General features: G+C 32.2%; 19 protein-coding genes. 8 read left to right on the top strand and 11 right to left on the bottom strand.

What is annotated here, in order from left to right; all coding sequences use genetic code 11:
• Positions 1–105 precede the first annotated feature (105 nt).
• The 3 genes from LNP81_RS05645 (at position 106) to LNP81_RS05655 (ending at position 3,376) form a co-directional block, all read left to right on the top strand.
• Entirely contained in the window at positions 106–1,209 is a 1,104-nt protein-coding gene (locus LNP81_RS05645) for a glycosyltransferase family 4 protein (protein WP_230034096.1), read from the top strand.
• On the top strand, positions 1,206–2,318 hold the full coding sequence (locus tag LNP81_RS05650) for a glycosyltransferase (RefSeq protein WP_230034097.1): 1,113 nt from the start codon (positions 1,206–1,208) through the stop codon (positions 2,316–2,318). The genes LNP81_RS05645 and LNP81_RS05650 overlap by 4 nt, the downstream gene beginning before the upstream one ends.
• Before the next feature lie 74 nt (positions 2,319–2,392).
• Positions 2,393–3,376, top strand: a complete 984-nt coding sequence (locus tag LNP81_RS05655) for a UDP-glucuronic acid decarboxylase family protein (protein ID WP_230034098.1) — start codon at positions 2,393–2,395, stop codon at positions 3,374–3,376.
• Positions 3,377–3,432: 56 nt separating this feature from the next.
• Here LNP81_RS05655 and LNP81_RS05660 read toward each other — a convergent pair whose 3' ends face one another.
• From LNP81_RS05660 to LNP81_RS05685, 6 genes are all read right to left on the bottom strand, one after another.
• Entirely contained in the window at positions 3,433–4,620 is a 1,188-nt protein-coding gene (locus tag LNP81_RS05660) for a glycosyltransferase family 4 protein (protein ID WP_230034099.1), read from the bottom strand.
• A complete protein-coding gene (wecB, locus tag LNP81_RS05665; RefSeq protein ID WP_230034100.1) occupies positions 4,620–5,708 on the bottom strand; it encodes a non-hydrolyzing UDP-N-acetylglucosamine 2-epimerase in 1,089 nt (362 codons plus the stop codon). Before wecB ends, LNP81_RS05660 begins: the two co-directional genes overlap by 1 nt.
• Before the next feature lie 348 nt (positions 5,709–6,056).
• The gene (locus tag LNP81_RS05670; protein ID WP_230034102.1) at positions 6,057–6,587 is read right to left on the bottom strand and encodes an ORF6N domain-containing protein; all 531 of its coding nucleotides are present in this window, start codon (positions 6,585–6,587) and stop codon (positions 6,057–6,059) included.
• 45 nt (positions 6,588–6,632) lie between these two features.
• Positions 6,633–7,943: a phenylacetate--CoA ligase family protein gene (locus LNP81_RS05675; protein ID WP_230034104.1), complete on the bottom strand. Its 1,311-nt coding sequence runs from the start codon at positions 7,941–7,943 to the stop codon at positions 6,633–6,635.
• A complete protein-coding gene (locus LNP81_RS05680; RefSeq protein ID WP_230034106.1) occupies positions 7,943–8,245 on the bottom strand; it encodes a HigA family addiction module antitoxin in 303 nt (100 codons plus the stop codon). Before LNP81_RS05680 ends, LNP81_RS05675 begins: the two co-directional genes overlap by 1 nt.
• Before the next feature lie 10 nt (positions 8,246–8,255).
• Positions 8,256–8,537 carry a type II toxin-antitoxin system RelE/ParE family toxin gene (locus LNP81_RS05685; RefSeq protein ID WP_230034108.1) on the bottom strand — a complete coding sequence of 94 codons (282 nt, stop codon included), beginning with the start codon at positions 8,535–8,537 and terminating at the stop codon, positions 8,256–8,258.
• Positions 8,538–8,632: 95 nt separating this feature from the next.
• Here LNP81_RS05685 and purD point away from each other — a divergent pair, with 95 nt between their 5' ends.
• Complete coding sequence (gene purD / locus LNP81_RS05690) at positions 8,633–9,907, top strand: phosphoribosylamine--glycine ligase (RefSeq protein WP_173971312.1); 1,275 nt, start codon at positions 8,633–8,635, stop codon at positions 9,905–9,907.
• Here purD and LNP81_RS05695 read toward each other — a convergent pair.
• Positions 9,899–10,129: a DUF6341 family protein gene (locus tag LNP81_RS05695; RefSeq protein ID WP_041519835.1), complete on the bottom strand. Its 231-nt coding sequence runs from the start codon at positions 10,127–10,129 to the stop codon at positions 9,899–9,901. The genes purD and LNP81_RS05695 overlap by 9 nt on opposite strands.
• A 141-nt stretch (positions 10,130–10,270) precedes the next feature.
• Between LNP81_RS05695 and LNP81_RS05700 the strand changes: the two genes are divergently transcribed.
• Positions 10,271–11,200, top strand: a complete 930-nt coding sequence (locus LNP81_RS05700) for a DUF6427 family protein (protein WP_230034110.1) — start codon at positions 10,271–10,273, stop codon at positions 11,198–11,200.
• Here LNP81_RS05700 and upp read toward each other — a convergent pair.
• A complete protein-coding gene (upp, locus tag LNP81_RS05705; RefSeq protein ID WP_230034112.1) occupies positions 11,195–11,848 on the bottom strand; it encodes a uracil phosphoribosyltransferase in 654 nt (217 codons plus the stop codon). The two genes, LNP81_RS05700 and upp, sit on opposite strands and share 6 nt — an antisense overlap.
• Positions 11,849–11,959: 111 nt before the next feature.
• Here upp and LNP81_RS05710 point away from each other — a divergent pair, with 111 nt between their 5' ends.
• Both LNP81_RS05710 and LNP81_RS05715 read left to right on the top strand, forming a co-directional pair.
• The gene (locus tag LNP81_RS05710; RefSeq protein ID WP_194615027.1) at positions 11,960–12,565 is read left to right on the top strand and encodes a DUF4254 domain-containing protein; all 606 of its coding nucleotides are present in this window, start codon (positions 11,960–11,962) and stop codon (positions 12,563–12,565) included.
• A gap of 236 nt (positions 12,566–12,801) precedes the next feature.
• Positions 12,802–13,809, top strand: a complete 1,008-nt coding sequence (locus LNP81_RS05715; protein ID WP_230034114.1) for a glycosyltransferase family 9 protein — start codon at positions 12,802–12,804, stop codon at positions 13,807–13,809.
• A gap of 82 nt (positions 13,810–13,891) precedes the next feature.
• Here the strand turns inward: LNP81_RS05715 and LNP81_RS05720 are convergent, their stop codons facing one another.
• From LNP81_RS05720 to LNP81_RS05730, 3 genes are all read right to left on the bottom strand, one after another.
• Positions 13,892–14,287: a hypothetical protein gene (locus LNP81_RS05720; RefSeq protein WP_230034116.1), complete on the bottom strand. Its 396-nt coding sequence runs from the start codon at positions 14,285–14,287 to the stop codon at positions 13,892–13,894.
• 146 nt (positions 14,288–14,433) lie between these two features.
• Positions 14,434–14,742 (bottom strand): hypothetical protein, encoded by a 309-nt coding sequence (locus LNP81_RS05725; RefSeq protein WP_230034117.1) that lies wholly within the window; start codon positions 14,740–14,742, stop codon positions 14,434–14,436.
• A gap of 358 nt (positions 14,743–15,100) precedes the next feature.
• Positions 15,101–16,153, bottom strand: coding sequence for a ferredoxin--NADP reductase (locus LNP81_RS05730; protein WP_230034118.1), 1,053 nt, complete (start codon positions 16,151–16,153; stop codon positions 15,101–15,103).
• A 128-nt stretch (positions 16,154–16,281) separates the two neighbouring features.
• On the opposite strand from LNP81_RS05730, the gene LNP81_RS05735 reads away from it, so the two are divergent.
• On the top strand, positions 16,282–17,742 hold the full coding sequence (locus LNP81_RS05735) for a DUF5687 family protein (protein WP_230034119.1): 1,461 nt from the start codon (positions 16,282–16,284) through the stop codon (positions 17,740–17,742).
• Positions 17,743–17,776 lie beyond the last annotated feature (34 nt).

The following is a 17,776-nucleotide window of genomic DNA, read 5'->3' on the forward strand; positions in this document are numbered from 1 at the left end:
TTTTGTTAAAGATATATTGGTATTATCTAAAAAAAAAAATCAAATAAGATAAATTTTAAAAAACTATTTTTGAAGAAGGTTTAAAAGTTTAAAATATAGAAATATATGAAATTGGTCATTGATGTTCGTATGATAAATGCTTCTGGTATTGGTACATATTTAAAAAATATATTACCAGAAATAATCATTGCATTTGATGAGGTTGTTGTAATGGGAAACAAAAAAGAGATTTTAGAATTTGAGTGGAGTAAACAAGTCGATATTATTCAATTTAATTCTAAAATTTATTCAATAAAAGAGCAATTTTTATATCCATTTATTATTCCGAAATGTGATGTTTTTTGGTGTCCACATTTTAATTTTCCTATTTTACCAGTTCGTGCCACAAAAAAAACAGTAACCATTCATGATGTAAATCATTTAACTGGAGTTTCTCCTATTTCAAAAATTAAAAAACAGTATGCTTATTTGTTGTTTAAAAATGCCGTTAGAAAAGCAGATATAATTTTCACAGTTTCAGAATTTTCAAAAACGGAGCTTATAAAATATACATCTGCGAAGTCAGAAAAAATTAAAGTAGTTTATTGCGGTATAAATTCTTCTTTATTCGAGGAAGAAAAAAATAATGAAAATTTGAAACTTCCCCAAGATTATATTTTATACGTTGGAAATATAAAGCCTCATAAAAATTTAATTGTACTATTAAAAGCATATAATACTTTTTCGAACGAATTTAAATCTCAATTTAAACTTTTAATTGTTGGTAAAAAAGAAGGTTTTATTACAAAGGACAATTCAATTGATACTTATATCAAAAAAAATAATTTAGAAAAATTTTTAATATTTTCAGGATACGTAAGTGATTCTGATTTACCTTTTTATTATCAAAAAGCTTCTTTGTTTGTGTTTCCGTCTCTATATGAAGGTTTTGGATTACCAATTTTAGAAGCATTAGCTGCAAAAACATTAGTGATTAGTTCTAATGCTGCAAGTTTGCAAGAAATAGGCGGAGATGCTGTTATTTACTTCAATCCAAGAAATGCTGCCGAATTATCTAAAAAAATAAAAGAATGTTTAGAAAGTAAAGTAATTGATGAAGCAAAAAAACAAAAAAGAAGAATCCAACTGGATAAATTTACTTGGGAAAAATCTATTAAAAATCATTTAGAAGGATTTGGTAAAATTCTAAATTTGCCCAATACACAATGAAAAAAGCCCTAATTAGCGATTGGTATTATGTAAATGGAGGTGCTGAGAAAGTCATTCATTCTATAAATTCTATTTGGGATGATTTTGATCATTTTGCATTAATCGATTTTTTGAATGATGAAGATCGGGCCTATATTTTAAACGGTAAAAAAGCTAATACAAGTTTCATTCAAAAACTACCAACCGCAAAGCAAAATCATAGAAAGTTTTTGCAATTATTTCCAATTGCAATTGAACAATTTGATCTAAGCAATTACGAATTAATTATTAGTTCTTCATCTGCAGTAGCAAAAGGAGTTAAAACACGAAAAGATCAATTACATATTTGTTACTGTCATTCTCCAATGCGATATGCCTGGGATTTGCAGGATCAATATCTAAAAGATTCGGGATTAGATAAAGGTTTAAAGGGATTTTACGCAAAATATGTTTTAAATAAAATCAGAAAATGGGATGTTCAAAATTCAGAAAATGTCAATTATTTTATTGCTAATTCCAATCATATCGCCCAAAGAATCAAGAAAATTTACAATCGTGAATCAACGGTTATTTACCCTCCCGTTGATATTGATTTTTTTACTTTAGAAGAACAAAAAGAAGATTATTACTTCACTGCCTCTCGATTAGTCTCATATAAAAAAACACAACTAATTGTCGAAGCTTTTAATGAATTACCCCACTTAAAGCTGATTGTTGCCGGAAATGGACCCGAATTTGAAAAACTTCAAAAAATAGCCAAAAGCAATATAGAATTTGTTGGTTTTGTAGACGTTTTAAGCTTAAAGAAATACATGCAAAAAGCCAAAGGATTTGTCTTTGCTGCCGAAGAAGATTTCGGCATTATTCCTGTCGAAGCGCAAGCCTGCGGAACACCGGTTATTGCCTTTGGAAAAGGAGGAACTTTAGAAACCATTGTTGAAAACAAGACCGGCATTTTTTTTCAGGAACAAACCTCTCAAAATATAAAAGAAGCTGTAATAAGATTCGAAAAGATACAATTTGATCCAAAAACAATTCAGGAGCATGCTATGAAATTTTCGAAGCAACGTTTTGAAAATGAAATGAAAGCTTTTGTGGAAGAAAAATTTAAAATTTTTAAAGCATTATAATTTCGAAAAGATCAACTCAAATATATTTTTATAATTTTCAAATAAGTTACATTTGCGATGTATAAATAATTACTATGAAAAGAATACTTATTACCGGAGCTGCAGGATTTTTAGGATCGCATTTGTGTGATCGTTTTATCAAAGAAGGATATTATGTTATCGGGATGGATAATCTGATTACGGGAGATCTTAAAAACATAGAACATTTATTTAAGTTAGAACATTTTGAGTTTTACCATCATGATATCACCAAGTTTGTTCATGTTCCTGGTGATTTAGATTATATTTTACATTTTGCTTCACCGGCAAGCCCGATCGATTATTTAAAAATTCCAATTCAGACTCTTAAAGTAGGATCTTTAGGAACACATAATTTGTTAGGGTTAGCGAGAGTTAAAAATGCCAGAATTTTGATAGCTTCAACATCCGAGGTTTACGGAGATCCATTGGTTCACCCACAAACCGAAGAATATTACGGAAACGTAAACACAATAGGACCGCGTGGTGTTTATGACGAAGCAAAACGTTTTCAGGAATCCATAACAATGGCGTATCATACTTTTCATGGAGTAGAAACCAGAATCGTGCGTATTTTTAATACTTACGGACCAAGAATGCGCTTAAACGACGGACGTGTAATTCCGGCTTTTATTGGTCAGGCTTTACGCGGAGAAGATTTAACAATTTTTGGAGACGGAATGCAAACACGTTCTTTTTGTTATGTAGATGATCAGGTCGAAGGTATTTTCAGGCTATTACATTCAGATTATGTATATCCGGTAAATATTGGAAATCCGGATGAAATCACCATTAAAGATTTTGCAGAAGAGATCATTAAACTAACAGGAACGAACCAAAAGGTAGTCTATCATCCATTACCGATAAACGATCCGTTACAACGCCAGCCAGATACCACAAAAGCAAAAGAGTTGTTAGGTTGGGAAGCAAAAGTGAGTCGCTCTGAAGGAATGAAAATTACATATGATTATTTCAGGTCACTTTCAAAAGAAGAACTTTCAAAAGAAGAACACAAAGATTTTTCGAGTTATATAAAATAAAAAAACGGGCAAATATTCAATTAGATATTTGCCCGTTTTCATTTTATTGAAGTTGCTTAAAAAGCATTATTTTCGATTAATTCTTTCATTTGTCGATCAAGGTTAAAGTTTTCTTTTGCATGAAGAAAAATATCTTTTTTCATTTTTTGAATTTCACCTTTACCTAATTTTGAAATTTGTATTAAAGTTGAATTTAATTGCTGAAAATCTTCTACAGGAACAACCCAACCCAAATTATTTTCCTCGACAATATTTTCACCTTCACCTCCTCCAAAATAAAAAACAGGAAAACCCAAAGCACTATATTCGAATATTTTTGAAGGCACAGAACCGTAAATTCTCGTTTTAAGCGGAACAAGAGCAATATCTAAATCCTTCAATTTCTCATGCAGAACATTACGTTCCAACATGCCGTGAAATATAATTTTTTTATTTGGATTTTGATTGAGATAATTCACAATTTGAGTTTTCTCGGCACCATCTCCAAAAATATGCAGTTCAATATCTAGATTCTCTAAATTCAATTGTTGAATAAGTTCAAAAACGCCTTGCGCAACGCCCAATAATCCTGCGTAAAATAGTTTTATTGGTTCGCCGGAGTTTTCTTTTTCTTCCGGAAAATCTTCCACAAAATGATCTGGATAATTGCGATACAAAAAGTATTTCTTTTCAGGAAAAATCGAATGAATATGTGCAATAATTTCATTAGACTGACCAAAAATATGCGCTGCTTTTTTATAGATAAAACGTTCTATAAAAAGTAAAATTTTATGCGAAATACTATTTTTCTTTAACACTTCAAGTTCAATGGCAGCTGTTGGCCAAAGGTCTGAAACATTTAGAATTATTGTTTTTCGTTTGAGCCAAAGTGTAAAAACAGAAACAAAAGAAAGCAATAATGGAGGCGATTGCACAATTACTTTTTGGGGCGTTTTGACAAATAATAAATAGAAAAACAAAGTGGATGAAAACGAAAGCGTCGAAACAATTCGTTTAAAAATATTCGAACTATTACTCGGGTAAATCCAAAGGCGTTTTAGTGTAATATTCTGAACCTTTTCGGTAACAGAGAATTTGCCTTTATATTCCGGAAATAACTCTCCTTTTGGATAATTGGGCAACGGAGAAATCACCGAAACTTCATATCCGTTTTTATTTAATTTCAAGGCCAGTTGTTCAATTCTATTGGCTGCAGCACCTTTTTCGGGCGGATAATAATTGGATATGATTAAAATGTCCTTCATTATTTTTTATCCAATAAAATTGAAATAATTCTTTCAGATGCTTTTCCGTCCCATAATTCCGGAATACCACTTTTTCTTGCACCATTTTTCAGGAACTCACCAAATACGTTCTGTAAATTTTCTAAAGAGGTTCCCACAATAGTATTCGATCCTATAGTTTCTGTTTCAGGGCGTTCGGTATTATTTCGCATGGTAAAACAAGGAATTCCAAGAACAGTTGTTTCTTCAGAGATTCCTCCACTATCTGTAATAACAGCAAAACTATTTTTGATTAAATACATGAAATTTAAATAACCTTGAGGAGCAACAAAAATGATGTTTTTGAATTTAATTTCGCTTTCGCCTAAAATTGCCTGAGTTCTCGGATGAATCGGAAACAGTATTTTTTTGTTGTCAACCAAAGTATCGATTCCGTGCAGAAGCTCGATCAAAGAAGAAACTTCGTCAACATTTCCGGGACGATGTAAGGTTAGAATAATATAATTTTTTTCGTTTAATTGATGTTCTTGCCAAAAATCTGGTGCAGCAATTCTATCGATATTTTGGTATAAAGTATCGATCATCACATTTCCCACAAAATGTACGTTTTCAGGATTTGAACCTAATTTCAGTAAATTTTCTGAAGCCGAAGTTGAGGTGGTAAAAAAGTAATCGGTAATACTATCCGTTAGCATTCTATTGATTTCTTCAGGCATTGTTAAATCGCCTGAACGTATTCCGGCTTCGACATGCGCTACTTTTGTGTTACATTTTTTGGCCACAATCGAACACGCCATAGTCGAATTGACATCGCCAACAACCAAAACCAAATCACAAGGATTTTGAAGCAGTTCTTTCTCAAAGGCAATCATGATCGCAGCAGTTTGTTCGGCTTGAGAACCACTTTTTACTTCGAGATTTACGTTTGGCTTCGGAATATTTAATTCTTCAAAAAAAGTATCGCTGAGGTTTTTATCATAATGCTGACCCGTGTGAACCAATCGAAATGAAACATCAAAACCTTGATTTTGCTTGTTTTTTATAGCATTAATAATGGGGGCAATTTTTATAAAATTAGGTCTCGCACCCGCGATTATGGTGATTTTCATAAGTAGATTGGATTCTGTCTAAAAACTTTCTTTTGGCAAAAGTAAAGTTTAAATTGGAATCTGGATAAATTGAGATACTTTCTTGAATGTTTAAATGATTTTTGAGTATATCAAAACTTATCTTGTCAGAATTGGAGATCACAATTTGTGACCTCCAATTATTTCTTAATATTTAAAGAGGAAGCTTTAGGAAACTTGAGGTCACAATTTGTGACATCAAGATTGTTTTTTGCAATTCTCTAAGATGACCTTAAATAATTGTATTCATTTTCAACAAGTTAAAACTTGAAGTCGCAATTTGCGACTTCAAGTTTCAAGCTCACAATTTGTGACCTTGAAAATCAAATACTATTTTTTATATCCAATTTTCACTCTTTCATTTTCATCTTTTTTCTTTTCAGTCAATTCATCTAAATAAGAAAAAACTAGTTCAATATTCTTATCGTGATTCTCTAACTTCTTTTGAATCTGAAGAATATCAACTTTAATTTCTGTTGTATCCAAAAGCATTTGTCTCACTTTTGTGAAAATTCGCATAATTTGAATATTGGTTTGAATTGCTTTATCACTTTTTAGAATGCTCGATAACATTAAAATGCCATGTTCAGTAAACGCAAAAGGTAAATATTTTAGGTTTGATCCTCTAGCATTCTTCAAGGTCGCAATTTGCGACCTTGAAGAATTATACTCAATTTCAGTTAGTTGAAACATAAAATCTTCTGGAAAACGCGATAAATTTCTTTTTACTTGTTCATTTAACCTTTTAGTTTCAACTTCATAAAGTGAAGCCAAATCACGATCAAGCATCACTTTTTGGCCACGTATAAAATATATTTTGTCTGAAATAGTTTCTTCAGAAAGTAAAGATTGGTCGTCCATAAGTTTTTAATTTTAAAAAAAAACAAATGTAAGATTTTATTTATATTATAAATAAGACTTGAATTGTTTTAGCTTTCCACTTTTACTTCTTTCTAGAACTGTTTTTCGGGTAAAACTAAAGTTTAAATTAGATTCTAAATATAAAGAAATAGCCTTTTCTATTTTTTGAATTTGGCCATTATCTAATGCTTTATCAGAAACATATTCAATTTCAAAGCGATCTAATTGCGTTTGTTTAATAATAAATTCTTTTACATTTCCGTCATCTTCAACAATGCTTTTGGTAACGTAATAAAAGGTTAATCCAGGCGATTTTTTTCCACTTGGGAGAATTGCAATATCATTAGTTCTGCCAATTAGTTTTTTTAAGATTGGCTTTTGAGGAGTACTTTTTTCGTCTAAAATACCAATATCGCCAATTTCATATCTTATAAACGGATGCGCTTTATTGAAAAGAGAAGTAATCACAATCTGGCCTTCTTCCCCGTAAGGGAGCACTTTATTATTTTCATCTAAAATTTCGACAAAAAGTGTTTCTGCATTGATTTGCCATTCTCCATTTGGATTTTCAAAAGCTATCAAATCGAGTTCCGAAGCGCCGTATTCATTGATAATCGGAATTCCGAATTGCTTTTCTAACAATTTTTTATCCGATTGAAAAAGCATTTCAGATGTCACAAAACAAGCTTTCAAAGTGGGACAAATTTCATTTAAAAGAATGTTTTTCTGTTCTAAATATTTAGCAAATAAAACAATCGAACTTGTATAGCCATTAATATAATCGAATTTTTTAGTTTTAAATTTTTGAAGGAATTGCTCCAGAATTTCATCAGATAAATCGAAAACCGGAAAACGAAAACGATGCGTTAAAAAATCTTTAAAACGTTCTTTTTTGTATCCAATAAAATCCATAGGAATACCATAAAAACGAGCCTGATACGAATGATTAAAATCTATTTTATACCAGCCAAAACGCATAAAAATCGAAGTCCAGGTCAAGGCATGACAATACTTATCTTTGGCAAAAACAAACGGAGTTCCGCTGGATCCGGACGTTTTGTTGACATAAATATTTTTCCGCGAGTAGCCTTTTGACAGTCTTTCTTCAAGAGGTTTTTGTAGATTTTGTTTGTTCAGAATAGGTAAGTCTTCCCATTTCAAATCCGTTTTATTCCCAACTAAATTGGCATAAAATGAGTTGTTTTGAAGATGAAAATCAACAATTTCTTCTTTTTTATTCTCAAGAAAAACAGCATATTCTTCTTGAGATAAATTCACGATTTCATTCAATTCAGCTTTGGCTTTCTTTATAGGAAAACCATTTAATTTGAGCGAAATATCAAAAATAGAAATCATTAAACAGCTTCTTTTAAATCGTAACGTTTAATCGATTTTAGTTCGTCGCTTTTATTTGATTCTTCTTCTTCAATATCAAAATCGTCCTGAAGTCCCAACCAAAATTTAGCTGAATTTCCAAAATATTGGCTTAATCGCAAAGCGGTATCAGCAGTAATTCTGCGGTTTCCCTTAATGATTTCAGAAATTCTGGTTTGCGGAATTTTCAAATCTTTAGATAAACGATAAGGTGTAATATTTAACGGAATTAAAAATTCTTCCGATAAAATTTCTCCGGGATGTATGTTTTTTAATTTTTCCATTTTTAATATTTTAATGATAAGCGACAATTTCTACATTTAACGCATTTCCATTTTCCCAAATAAAAATTATTCGCCATTGATTATTAATTCTAATGCTGTAAAAATCTTTTAAATTGCCTGCTAATTTTTCTAAACAATTAGAAGGCGGAATTCTCAAATCGGTTAAATTTTGAGAGTTATGCAGCATTCTGAGTTTTCTTCTGCCAATTTGCTGTATCTCAATCGAAGGTTTTTTGACCACAATACCATTCCAAATTTTTTCAGTTTCTTTAGATCCAAATGAGATTATCATACCTTTCGCATTACTAACGTCAAAAGTAAGTAAAAAAAATTATTATTTAAGGTTAAAACCCACTATTTTTGCACCACAACTAAATACAACAACACATGACAATTTTACTATTGGGATCAGGCGGAAGAGAACATGCTTTTGCGTGGAAAATGATTCAGAGTCCGCTTTGCGAAAAACTTTTTGTTGCACCAGGAAATGCGGGAACGGCAGCAATTGCTACAAACGTTGCAATGTCTCCAACCGATTTTGATGCCATAAAAGCATTTGTAATTCAGGAAAATGTAAAAATGGTGGTCGTAGGGCCAGAAGATCCTTTGGTAAAAGGGATTTACGATTATTTTAAAAACGACGAAAGTTTACAGCATATTCCGGTTATCGGACCATCAAAATTAGGAGCTCAACTTGAAGGAAGTAAAGAGTTTGCTAAAGAATTCCTGATGAAACACAACATCCCGACAGCTGCTTACGACAGTTTTACTGCCGAAACAGTTGAAAAAGGATGTGATTTTTTAGAAACATTACAACCTCCGTACGTTTTAAAAGCTGATGGATTAGCTGCTGGAAAAGGAGTTTTAATCATTCAGGATCTTGAAGAAGCGAAAACCGAATTGAGAAACATGTTGGTTCACGAAAAATTTGGAGCAGCAAGTTCAAAAGTAGTTATCGAAGAATTCCTGGACGGAATAGAATTAAGCTGTTTTGTTTTAACTGACGGAAAAAGCTATAAAATTCTTCCAACAGCGAAAGATTATAAACGAATTGGAGAAGGAGATACAGGATTAAATACAGGCGGAATGGGAGCAGTTTCTCCGGTTCCTTACGTTGACGCTGTTTTGATGGAAAAAATCGAAACTCGTATTGTAAAACCAACAATCGAAGGATTCCAGAAAGACGGAATCGAATATAAAGGTTTTGTATTTATTGGTTTAATCAATGTAAAAAACGAGCCAATCGTTATTGAATACAACGTGAGAATGGGAGATCCTGAAACTGAAGTTGTAGTACCAAGATTAAAATCTGATTTAGTTGCGTTGTTCCAATCGGTAGCAGATCAAAAGTTAGATACTTTCGAGTTAGAAGTAGATCCAAGAAGTGCAACTACAATTATGGTAGTTTCCGGAGGATATCCTGAAGATTTCGAAAAAGGAAAAGTAATTACAGGTTTAGAAAATATTACCGATTCGATAGTTTTTCACGCGGGAACAAAATTAGATGGCAATAATGTCGTTAGTAATGGAGGACGTGTATTGACAGTAACATCATACGGAGACGATTTTCAACAGGCCATAAAAAAATCTTACCAAAATATAGATAAACTAAATTTTGATAAGATGTATTTTAGAAAAGATATTGGCTTCGACTTACTTTAAGAAAGAGTGAGCTGTAGTATCTTGATTTTCTGTTCCGGCGTCATCAAAAATGCGTAATTGTTTAATCCAATAAACGATTGCGCATGCGCAGATGATCATAAAAATCCAGTTAATAGTATTAGCACCAAACCAAGTAATAAGTTCTAGGTGACGTAAAAAGTCAAGTGGAGCAAATAAAATGTTAACGAATAAGTATTGTATTCCTTCGAAAAAAGCTGTCATAATTTATAAAATTATATGTTATTTATTGTTGTGTAACGCATTGAAGTTAAAATTCAGATAATAGAATCTTTTTTCAACTTGTTGGGTTTTCCTTTTTAAACAAGTATTATATTTACAATCACAAAAGTATAAAATATCCTTATGATAACAAGTGTTTTTAAAAAATCTACGCCATTAAATTATTCATTGGTCGTAATTTTAATACTGGTTTTCTTTTTTATTTTTCAAATTAAAGATCCATCATGGGTGAGTTCTTATTTTTTGGCGTTCCAAAAAGTAAGTTTATTGCTCTTTATTTTAGCCTCTTTTTTCCTGGTTAATTTTATCGTAAAAAAGAACGGACTCAGTAAAGACAATGGTTACGCGATATTTTTTTACTTATTGTTTATATTATTCTTCCCCACAATTTTTAATAATGCGAATGTCATATATGCTAACTTTTTTATTCTGTTAGCACTTCGAAGATTAATTTCGCTACAATCCTTAAAAGCGTCAAAAGAAAAAATATTCGATGCTTCTTTTTGGATTTTAATAGCCGCTTTATTTCAATTTTGGTGTATTCTTTTCCTAATAGTAGTATTTATATCGATTGTTTTTCATGCTTCGAGAGATTATAGAAACTGGATTTTACCTTTTATAGCGCTTTTTGCAGTATCAATAATCTTTTTATTGATCTCCCTGATCTTTCATATCGATATAATAGAATTTTTTCAGAAACGTGCCGTAATCGATTTTGATATTACTTATTTCAAAAATAATTACGAAAATGGAGCACTTTCCATATATGTTGCAGTCGCTTTGTTTTTTGTAACATCAATGTTAACAACGTTGTCAAACAGACCTCAAATCGTGCATTCTTCATACAAAAAAGTTGTAGCCTGTTTTTTTATAGCCGCACTTGTTTACATTGTTTCGCCAGATAAAAGCAACGATTTACTGTTGTTTAGCATTGCTCCTTTGACTATTATGGCAGCAAGCCACGTAGAGTACATGCAGCAAAAACTCAACAACGAAATTGTTTTTTATGTACTAATTTTGTGTAGTTTATTTACGTTTTTCTCTCAACTATAATTTGCTTCCGTAAGCAAGATCACCTGCGTCACCAAGACCGGGAATAATGTAATTTTTATCATTTAGTTTCTCGTCGAGAGAAGCTACCCATAAATGGCAGTTTTCAGGAAGGCTTTTTTCAAGAAAAGCAATTCCTTCAGGAGCAGCGATCACCACCACAATATGAATTTCTTTGGGAGTTGCATTCTGAATTAATTTTTCATGCACCGCCACAATAGACTGACCGGTTGCCAACATGGGGTCAAGCAATAAAACGGTTTTATCATTAATGTTAGAAACAGCCTGATATTCAACCCGAATTTCGAACTCATGATCATTATTAGGATGATATCTGCAAGCCGAAACAAAGCTGTTTTCAGCATGATCAAAGTAGTTCAAAAAGCCGTTATGAAGCGGTAATCCGGCTCTTAAAATCGAACATAAAACCAAATCACTTTCAATTTCGGTTGTTTTTTTTATGCCAAGCGGAGTCTCAATTTCAACCTCTTTATACGATAAATCTTTACTCAGTTCATAAGCCATAATTTCGCCAATTCGCTCAATATTTCTTCGAAAGCGCATACTGTCGTTCTGAACGTTTATGTTTCTGATTTGACCTAAAAAGTGATTTAAAACGCTATTATTTTCAGAAATATAATGGATTTTCATAATAAAAATTTAGAATTATCAATGGGTTACAGTACGATAACGATTTTTTCATCGTTTTATTCGCACGATAAAAGTATAAAAAGTATCTTTGTAACTCTAACAAATAAAGACATGTTTTCAAAATTAGCATATTCTGTTTTCGAACAAAGCATCAAAGATTATCACCAGTTTGATAATGTAGATCAGCCTATAAACAATCCTTATCCTAAAGATAAATTCGAACATTTATTATATCTAAAAAACTGGATTGACACTGTTCAATGGCATTTTGAAGATATTATTCGTGATCCGCAAATTGATCCGGTAGCAGCTCTTACCTTAAAAAGAAGAATCGATGCATCAAATCAGGAACGTACTGATATGGTAGAATATATCGATAGCTATTTTTTACAAAAATACAGCGATGTAAAAGTAAAAGACGGTGCAAAAATCAACTCTGAAAGTCCAGCCTGGGCTTTTGACAGATTGTCTATCCTGGCTCTAAAAATTTATCATATGCATGAAGAAGCTACTCGTGCAGAGGCTTCGCAAGAGCACAGAGATAAATGTCAGGAGAAACTAAACATCCTTTTAGAACAAAGAAGCGACTTATCAACAGCAATTGATGATTTGCTTGCTGATATCGAAAACGGAGATAAATTCATGAAAGTGTACAAACAAATGAAAATGTACAATGACGATGAATTGAATCCTGTTTTATACCAAAATAAGAAATAATTTCTGGAGCTATTTCCAGCTTTCCATTTCATCCCGATAGCTATCGGGACACAAAAAAATAGAGTTTCTATTGTTCAAAAAAGAGCTTCCGTTGGTCGCTTTTTTTAAACAAGAAACTTTATTTTTTTTGCTCCGGGATTTTCATTTCAATCTGGGCTAAAAAACAGACCAGAAAAGAGCAGAATTTAATTTTTAAAAGTCAAAAATTGTCCAATAAAATTAAACATATAGCCGTCATGAGACTTTCTGCAATGGGAGATGTCGCCATGACGGTTCCTGTTTTACGCGCCTTTGTAAAACAGTATCCAGAGGTAAAAATCACCGTCATTTCACGTCCGTTTTTCAAGCCATTTTTTGACGAAATCCCAAATCTTGATTTTTTTGCTTTTGATGAAAAAGAACGTCATAAAGGTTTTTCAGGACTTTTGAGATTATTCCGCGATGTCAAAAAACTCAAAATCGATGCTTTTGCAGATCTTCATAATGTTTTAAGATCCAAAATCGTGAGTTTACTTTTCGCTTTAAGCGGAAAAAAAAGAGCCACGGTTGATAAAGGAAGAGAAGGCAAAAAAGAATTGACAAGATCAGAAAACAAGATTTTCAAACAATTGCCAACAATGTTCGAAAGACACGCAAAAGTGTTTCAGGAACTTGGTTTTTATTTAGATTTATCGAATTCTGATTTCCCTGAAAAGGCAACTTTAAGCTCAGAAATCCTCGAAATTATTGGCAGTCAAAACCAAAAATTAATTGGTATTGCGCCTTTTGCACAATACAATTCTAAGGTTTATCCGCAGGATTTAATGCAGGAAGTAATTACAAAATTAGCTGAGAATAAGTCGTATAAAATATTACTTTTTGGAGGAGGAAAGAAAGAAATCGAAATTTTGGATTCACTTTCTCAACCATTTGAAAATGTAATCAATATGGCCGGGAAAATAAAGTTTCAGCAGGAATTACAACTAATTAGTAATCTCGATGTAATGCTTTCTATGGATTCCGGAAACGCACATATTGCAGCAATGTTAGGAGTAAAAGTTGTTACACTTTGGGGTGCAACACATCCGTACGCAGGATTTTTGCCTTTCAATCAAACGATGGAAAATGCTTTAACTTCAGAGAGAAATCAATATCCACAATTACCAACCTCTGTCTATGGGAATAAAATAATTGAAGGTTACGAAGATGCGATGAGAAGTATTTCTCCGGAGAAAGTAGTTTTCAGTATTCAGTCGCAGTTGTAGTAGAAATTCCAAAATAAAAAAATTCCAAATCCCAATTGTAAAAGTTGGAATTTGGATTTTTTTTTTATTGAAATTTAATTTTTTATAACTCAAGAAAAAGATAGCCCATTGCTTTCTTTTTGTTTCTATCAACTACCACTTTTACAAAATGATTTTCTTTTTCAGTAGCGAGTAAAATATGTTCAAAATCTTCAGTTGAGTTTCTGTAAACTTTATGTACTAATTCAGATTCCTTAATTTTTTTTGATAAAATTTTAGCCGCTTTTAATTCACTCACGTAAGGCCAAATATTAAAAAAACTGTCATTAGATGATATTTCTTTCATTCCATCAGTCATTGATGAACGATATTTTTCTGCCGAAAGTAATTTAGGAGCTTTTCTGTTTCTTCTTTTTTTAATTATAAAGTAAATGCAAAAACAAGAGGTTATTACAAAAAGTACGATAAAAGAGAGGCGGAGGTAATGATGCATTGCCATGATATTTAATATTTAAACGCGTTGACAAATCTTATTTAGCTCTACAATTTCACAAAAGGGGAGATTGCGATTACTGTAATTTCACTTCTAATATAATAAAAAATCGGCAATATTTTAGCAATATTTTGGTTTTATTTCAATACCAATTAAAGCCAAATTTTCTCGTCTCTACATCTGCTGTAAATATAATTTTTAAGATTCGAAATTGTTGCTTCATAATTTGGCGCTTCGTAACCAAATCGTTCGTGTTCCATTTGTTCTTTTTCGATAGCATTGCAGCCTTTTATAACTTCTTTGAGCATGTCCAGCATCGCAAGTTCCTTATTATTCGTTTTCTGAAATTTAAGATCAACAATTTCATCTTGCAATTCTTCGCAATATTCTACAAGTTTCTCAACTTCAGGTTCGTCTAAAAGATATTCTTTGCTTTTAAAAATTTCTCGTACTGATTTCATAAAAAATAAATTACAATTTTAAAAATTGCTTCGCCTGTTCGCTAACGCTTGGGTACAAATTCCAATTTTGGAAGGTGTAAATTTGGGTTTCGTCTTTGTTAAACCTAGCTGCGCATTTTTTGTCATCCCGAGGAACGAGGGATCTCCGCGAGAAACTCCGCAATCAAAATCGCCAATCTTTGTCGAGCTACTTGCGGAGATCCCTCGTTCCTCGGGATGACAATAATTATGGCTATTTCGTGTGAAATATTTTTAAACTTTGACAAAGATTAAAAAAAGTAATATTCAAACAAAAAAAATTCCAAATCCCAATTGTAAGTTTGGAATTTGGAATTTGAATATTTTTGGAATTTAACGACTAAACATCATCATAATCTACATAAATAGACTCTGATGTTGGGTGCGCCTGACACGTTAAGATTAAACCTGAAGCGATTTCTTTATCTGTCAAAATTGAGTTTTTGGTCATTTCGGCACTTCCTGAAGTTACACGAGCAAGACAGCTGCTGCAAATTCCGCCCTGACAAGAATATGGAGCGTCGATTCCTTGTTTAAGAGCCGCATCTAATATCGTTTGTTTTTGAGACATTTCGAACGAAACTTCGTCATCATCTACTAAAACAGTAATCTTTGTATGTCCTTCTAATGAAGCTTTTATTTCATTTTCCTGAGATGAAGAAGTAAAAAGCTCAAACTTAATAGCGGATTCTTTTACGTTTTTCTCCTTCAAAATTGCAGAAACAGTATTGATCATTTCTTCTGGTCCGCACAAGAAAAATTTATCAAATTGTAATTCTTTGTGTTTGTTGTTCAGCACAAAATTTACTGAAGATTTCTCGATTCTCCCAAACAAAGCATTTTCGGCTTTAGCCTGACTAAAAACATAATGCACGAAAAAACGACCTACATATTGCAATTGCAAATCATGCAATTCCTGGTAAAAAATAGTTTCTTCAGGAGTTTTATTTCCGTAAACCAATACAAATGAACTTTTTGGTTCACTTTTCAAAACCGATTTTATGATCGAAAGCACAGGAGTAATTCCGCTTCCGGCAACAAAAGCTGCGTAGTTTTTTTGTCTTTCAGCATCTGGTTCAAAAGTAAAAACTCCTTCCGGATGACCAACTTCAAGAACATCGCCTGCTTTAAGTCTGGTATTTGCAAACTGAGAAAACAAACCGTTTTTTACTGCTTTTACTGCAATTCGCAATTCGCCGCTTTCTGGTGCAGAACAAATAGAATATGCACGACGAATTTCTTGATTATCAAGAGTTAATTTTAAATTTATGTATTGCCCGGCTATAAATTTATAGTCAGGTTTTAGTTCTTCGGGAACATTAAAAAGTACAGAAACCGCGTCGTTTGTTTCGCGTTTTACCTCTTTAATTATAAGTTTTAAGAATGAAGGCATGATTGTATATTTTATGCAAAAGTAGCAAACGGAGATTAAATGTCAGGCACGAAATAATTATTTTTAACTTTTTTTGTAACGTTTCCCTACATTTGATCTCTTACTACAAAACTGAAAACCAAATAACCATGATTAAAAAGTTTATTTATCTCGAATGGAAAGCCTTTACCAGATCTGCATCCTTTGGTGCAAATGTGGCAATGAAAATTTTAATAGGTTTTTTGATGGTCTATTTCTCGGTACTTTTTATCGGGATGGGCGTTGGAGCATTTTATGTATTACGAAAAATGAATCTCGAACCCTTATCGACTATCAATCAATTTTTAATTTATTATTTTCTTTTTGATCTTGTAGTGCGCTTGTTAATGCAGGCAATTCCGGTATTGAATATAAAACCATTATTGGTTTTACCTTTCAAAAAACCAACCATTGTTCATTTCTCTTTAGGCAAAACAGCTTTGTCTTTTTTTAATTGGGTTCATGCCCTTTTCTTCATCCCTTTTTCGATTGTGCTAGCCATGGAAGGTTATGATGTTACAGGAATTATTTTTTGGCTTTTAGCGGCATTTTCTTTAGTCTATATCAATAATTTCCTGAATATTATTTTAAGTAATATCGATAAATTATTTGTTGTTTTTATTGGAGTTATTATGGCTTTGGGAGCAGCACAATATTATAAAGTATTTGATATTACGACTTTTACAACGCCTGTTTTTCAGGGATTCTATGAAACAAAAGGATTGTTTATAATTCCAATTTTGGCATTAGCCGGACTGTATGTATTTACGGTTAAGTATTTCAAAAACAATCTGTTTTTAGATGCCGGACTTTCTAAAAAAGAAGATATCGCAACAACCGAAAATCTTTCCTGGCTCAATCAGTTTGGAACTTTAGGAACCTTTCTAAAAAATGATATCAAACTGATTAAGAGGAACAAAAGATCAAAAACGACGATATTTATGAGTGTTTTCTTTTTGTTCTACGGATTCATCTTTTTCGGAAACACACATCAGCCTGAGGTAATGCATATTTTTGCAGGGATTTTTGTTTCCGGAGGATTTCTATTCGTCTTTGGTCAGTTTGTACCAAGTTGGGACAGCTCATATTATCAATTAATGATGACACAAAATATTCCGTATCGCGGTTATATTACTTCAAAATGGTGGCTTATTGTTATTGGTACTATTATTTCAACCATTATCGCTTCGTTTTATCTTTTTTTCGGATGGGAAATTTACTTAACTATTGTTATTGGAGCCATTTATAATATTGGAGTAAACTCGCACTTAGTACTTTTAGGCGGAGCATTTACCAAAACTCCTATCGATTTAAGTTCGGCCGGCGGTGCTTTTGGAGATAAAAAAGCCTTTAATGTTAGTGCGATGTTATTGACTTTACCAAAACTATTATTGCCATTAGGACTTTATGCAATCGGTCTTTATTTAGGAAACAAAACCATCGGATTAGCGTTAGTTGCCGGAGCCGGAGTTTTAGGTTTTATCTTAAAAGACAAAGTTTTTTCATTAATCGAAAAAAGATATAAAATCGAGAAATACAGTACGATAAGTGCTTATAAACAAAAGAACTAATTAGAGAATGTGCCAATTTGATAATGAAAATTTT

The organism is Flavobacterium piscisymbiosum (assembly GCF_020905295.1).
Lineage (GTDB): Bacteria > Bacteroidota > Bacteroidia > Flavobacteriales > Flavobacteriaceae > Flavobacterium > Flavobacterium piscisymbiosum.

Excerpts from the sequence above, each read along its gene's own strand:
- LNP81_RS05700 (WP_230034110.1), top strand. The coding sequence starts at position 10,271 with ATGATAACAAGTGTTTTTAAAAAATCTACGCCATTAAATTATTCATTG.
- LNP81_RS05715 (WP_230034114.1), top strand. The coding sequence starts at position 12,802 with ATGAGACTTTCTGCAATGGGAGATGTCGCCATGACGGTTCCTGTTTTA.
- LNP81_RS05680 (WP_230034106.1), bottom strand. The coding sequence starts at position 8,245 with ATGGAAAAATTAAAAAACATACATCCCGGAGAAATTTTATCGGAAGAA.
- LNP81_RS05730 (WP_230034118.1), bottom strand. The coding sequence starts at position 16,153 with ATGCCTTCATTCTTAAAACTTATAATTAAAGAGGTAAAACGCGAAACA.
- upp (WP_230034112.1), bottom strand. The coding sequence starts at position 11,848 with ATGAAAATCCATTATATTTCTGAAAATAATAGCGTTTTAAATCACTTT.
- LNP81_RS05725 (WP_230034117.1), bottom strand. The coding sequence starts at position 14,742 with ATGAAATCAGTACGAGAAATTTTTAAAAGCAAAGAATATCTTTTAGAC.
- LNP81_RS05670 (WP_230034102.1), bottom strand. The coding sequence starts at position 6,587 with ATGGACGACCAATCTTTACTTTCTGAAGAAACTATTTCAGACAAAATA.
- LNP81_RS05675 (WP_230034104.1), bottom strand. The coding sequence starts at position 7,943 with ATGATTTCTATTTTTGATATTTCGCTCAAATTAAATGGTTTTCCTATA.
- wecB (WP_230034100.1), bottom strand. The coding sequence starts at position 5,708 with ATGAAAATCACCATAATCGCGGGTGCGAGACCTAATTTTATAAAAATT.
- LNP81_RS05735 (WP_230034119.1), top strand. The coding sequence starts at position 16,282 with ATGATTAAAAAGTTTATTTATCTCGAATGGAAAGCCTTTACCAGATCT.
- LNP81_RS05650 (WP_230034097.1), top strand. The coding sequence starts at position 1,206 with ATGAAAAAAGCCCTAATTAGCGATTGGTATTATGTAAATGGAGGTGCT.
- LNP81_RS05720 (WP_230034116.1), bottom strand. The coding sequence starts at position 14,287 with ATGGCAATGCATCATTACCTCCGCCTCTCTTTTATCGTACTTTTTGTA.
- LNP81_RS05645 (WP_230034096.1), top strand. The coding sequence starts at position 106 with ATGAAATTGGTCATTGATGTTCGTATGATAAATGCTTCTGGTATTGGT.
- LNP81_RS05655 (WP_230034098.1), top strand. The coding sequence starts at position 2,393 with ATGAAAAGAATACTTATTACCGGAGCTGCAGGATTTTTAGGATCGCAT.
- LNP81_RS05660 (WP_230034099.1), bottom strand. The coding sequence starts at position 4,620 with ATGAAGGACATTTTAATCATATCCAATTATTATCCGCCCGAAAAAGGT.
- LNP81_RS05710 (WP_194615027.1), top strand. The coding sequence starts at position 11,960 with ATGTTTTCAAAATTAGCATATTCTGTTTTCGAACAAAGCATCAAAGAT.
- LNP81_RS05695 (WP_041519835.1), bottom strand. The coding sequence starts at position 10,129 with ATGACAGCTTTTTTCGAAGGAATACAATACTTATTCGTTAACATTTTA.
- LNP81_RS05685 (WP_230034108.1), bottom strand. The coding sequence starts at position 8,537 with ATGATAATCTCATTTGGATCTAAAGAAACTGAAAAAATTTGGAATGGT.
- purD (WP_173971312.1), top strand. The coding sequence starts at position 8,633 with ATGACAATTTTACTATTGGGATCAGGCGGAAGAGAACATGCTTTTGCG.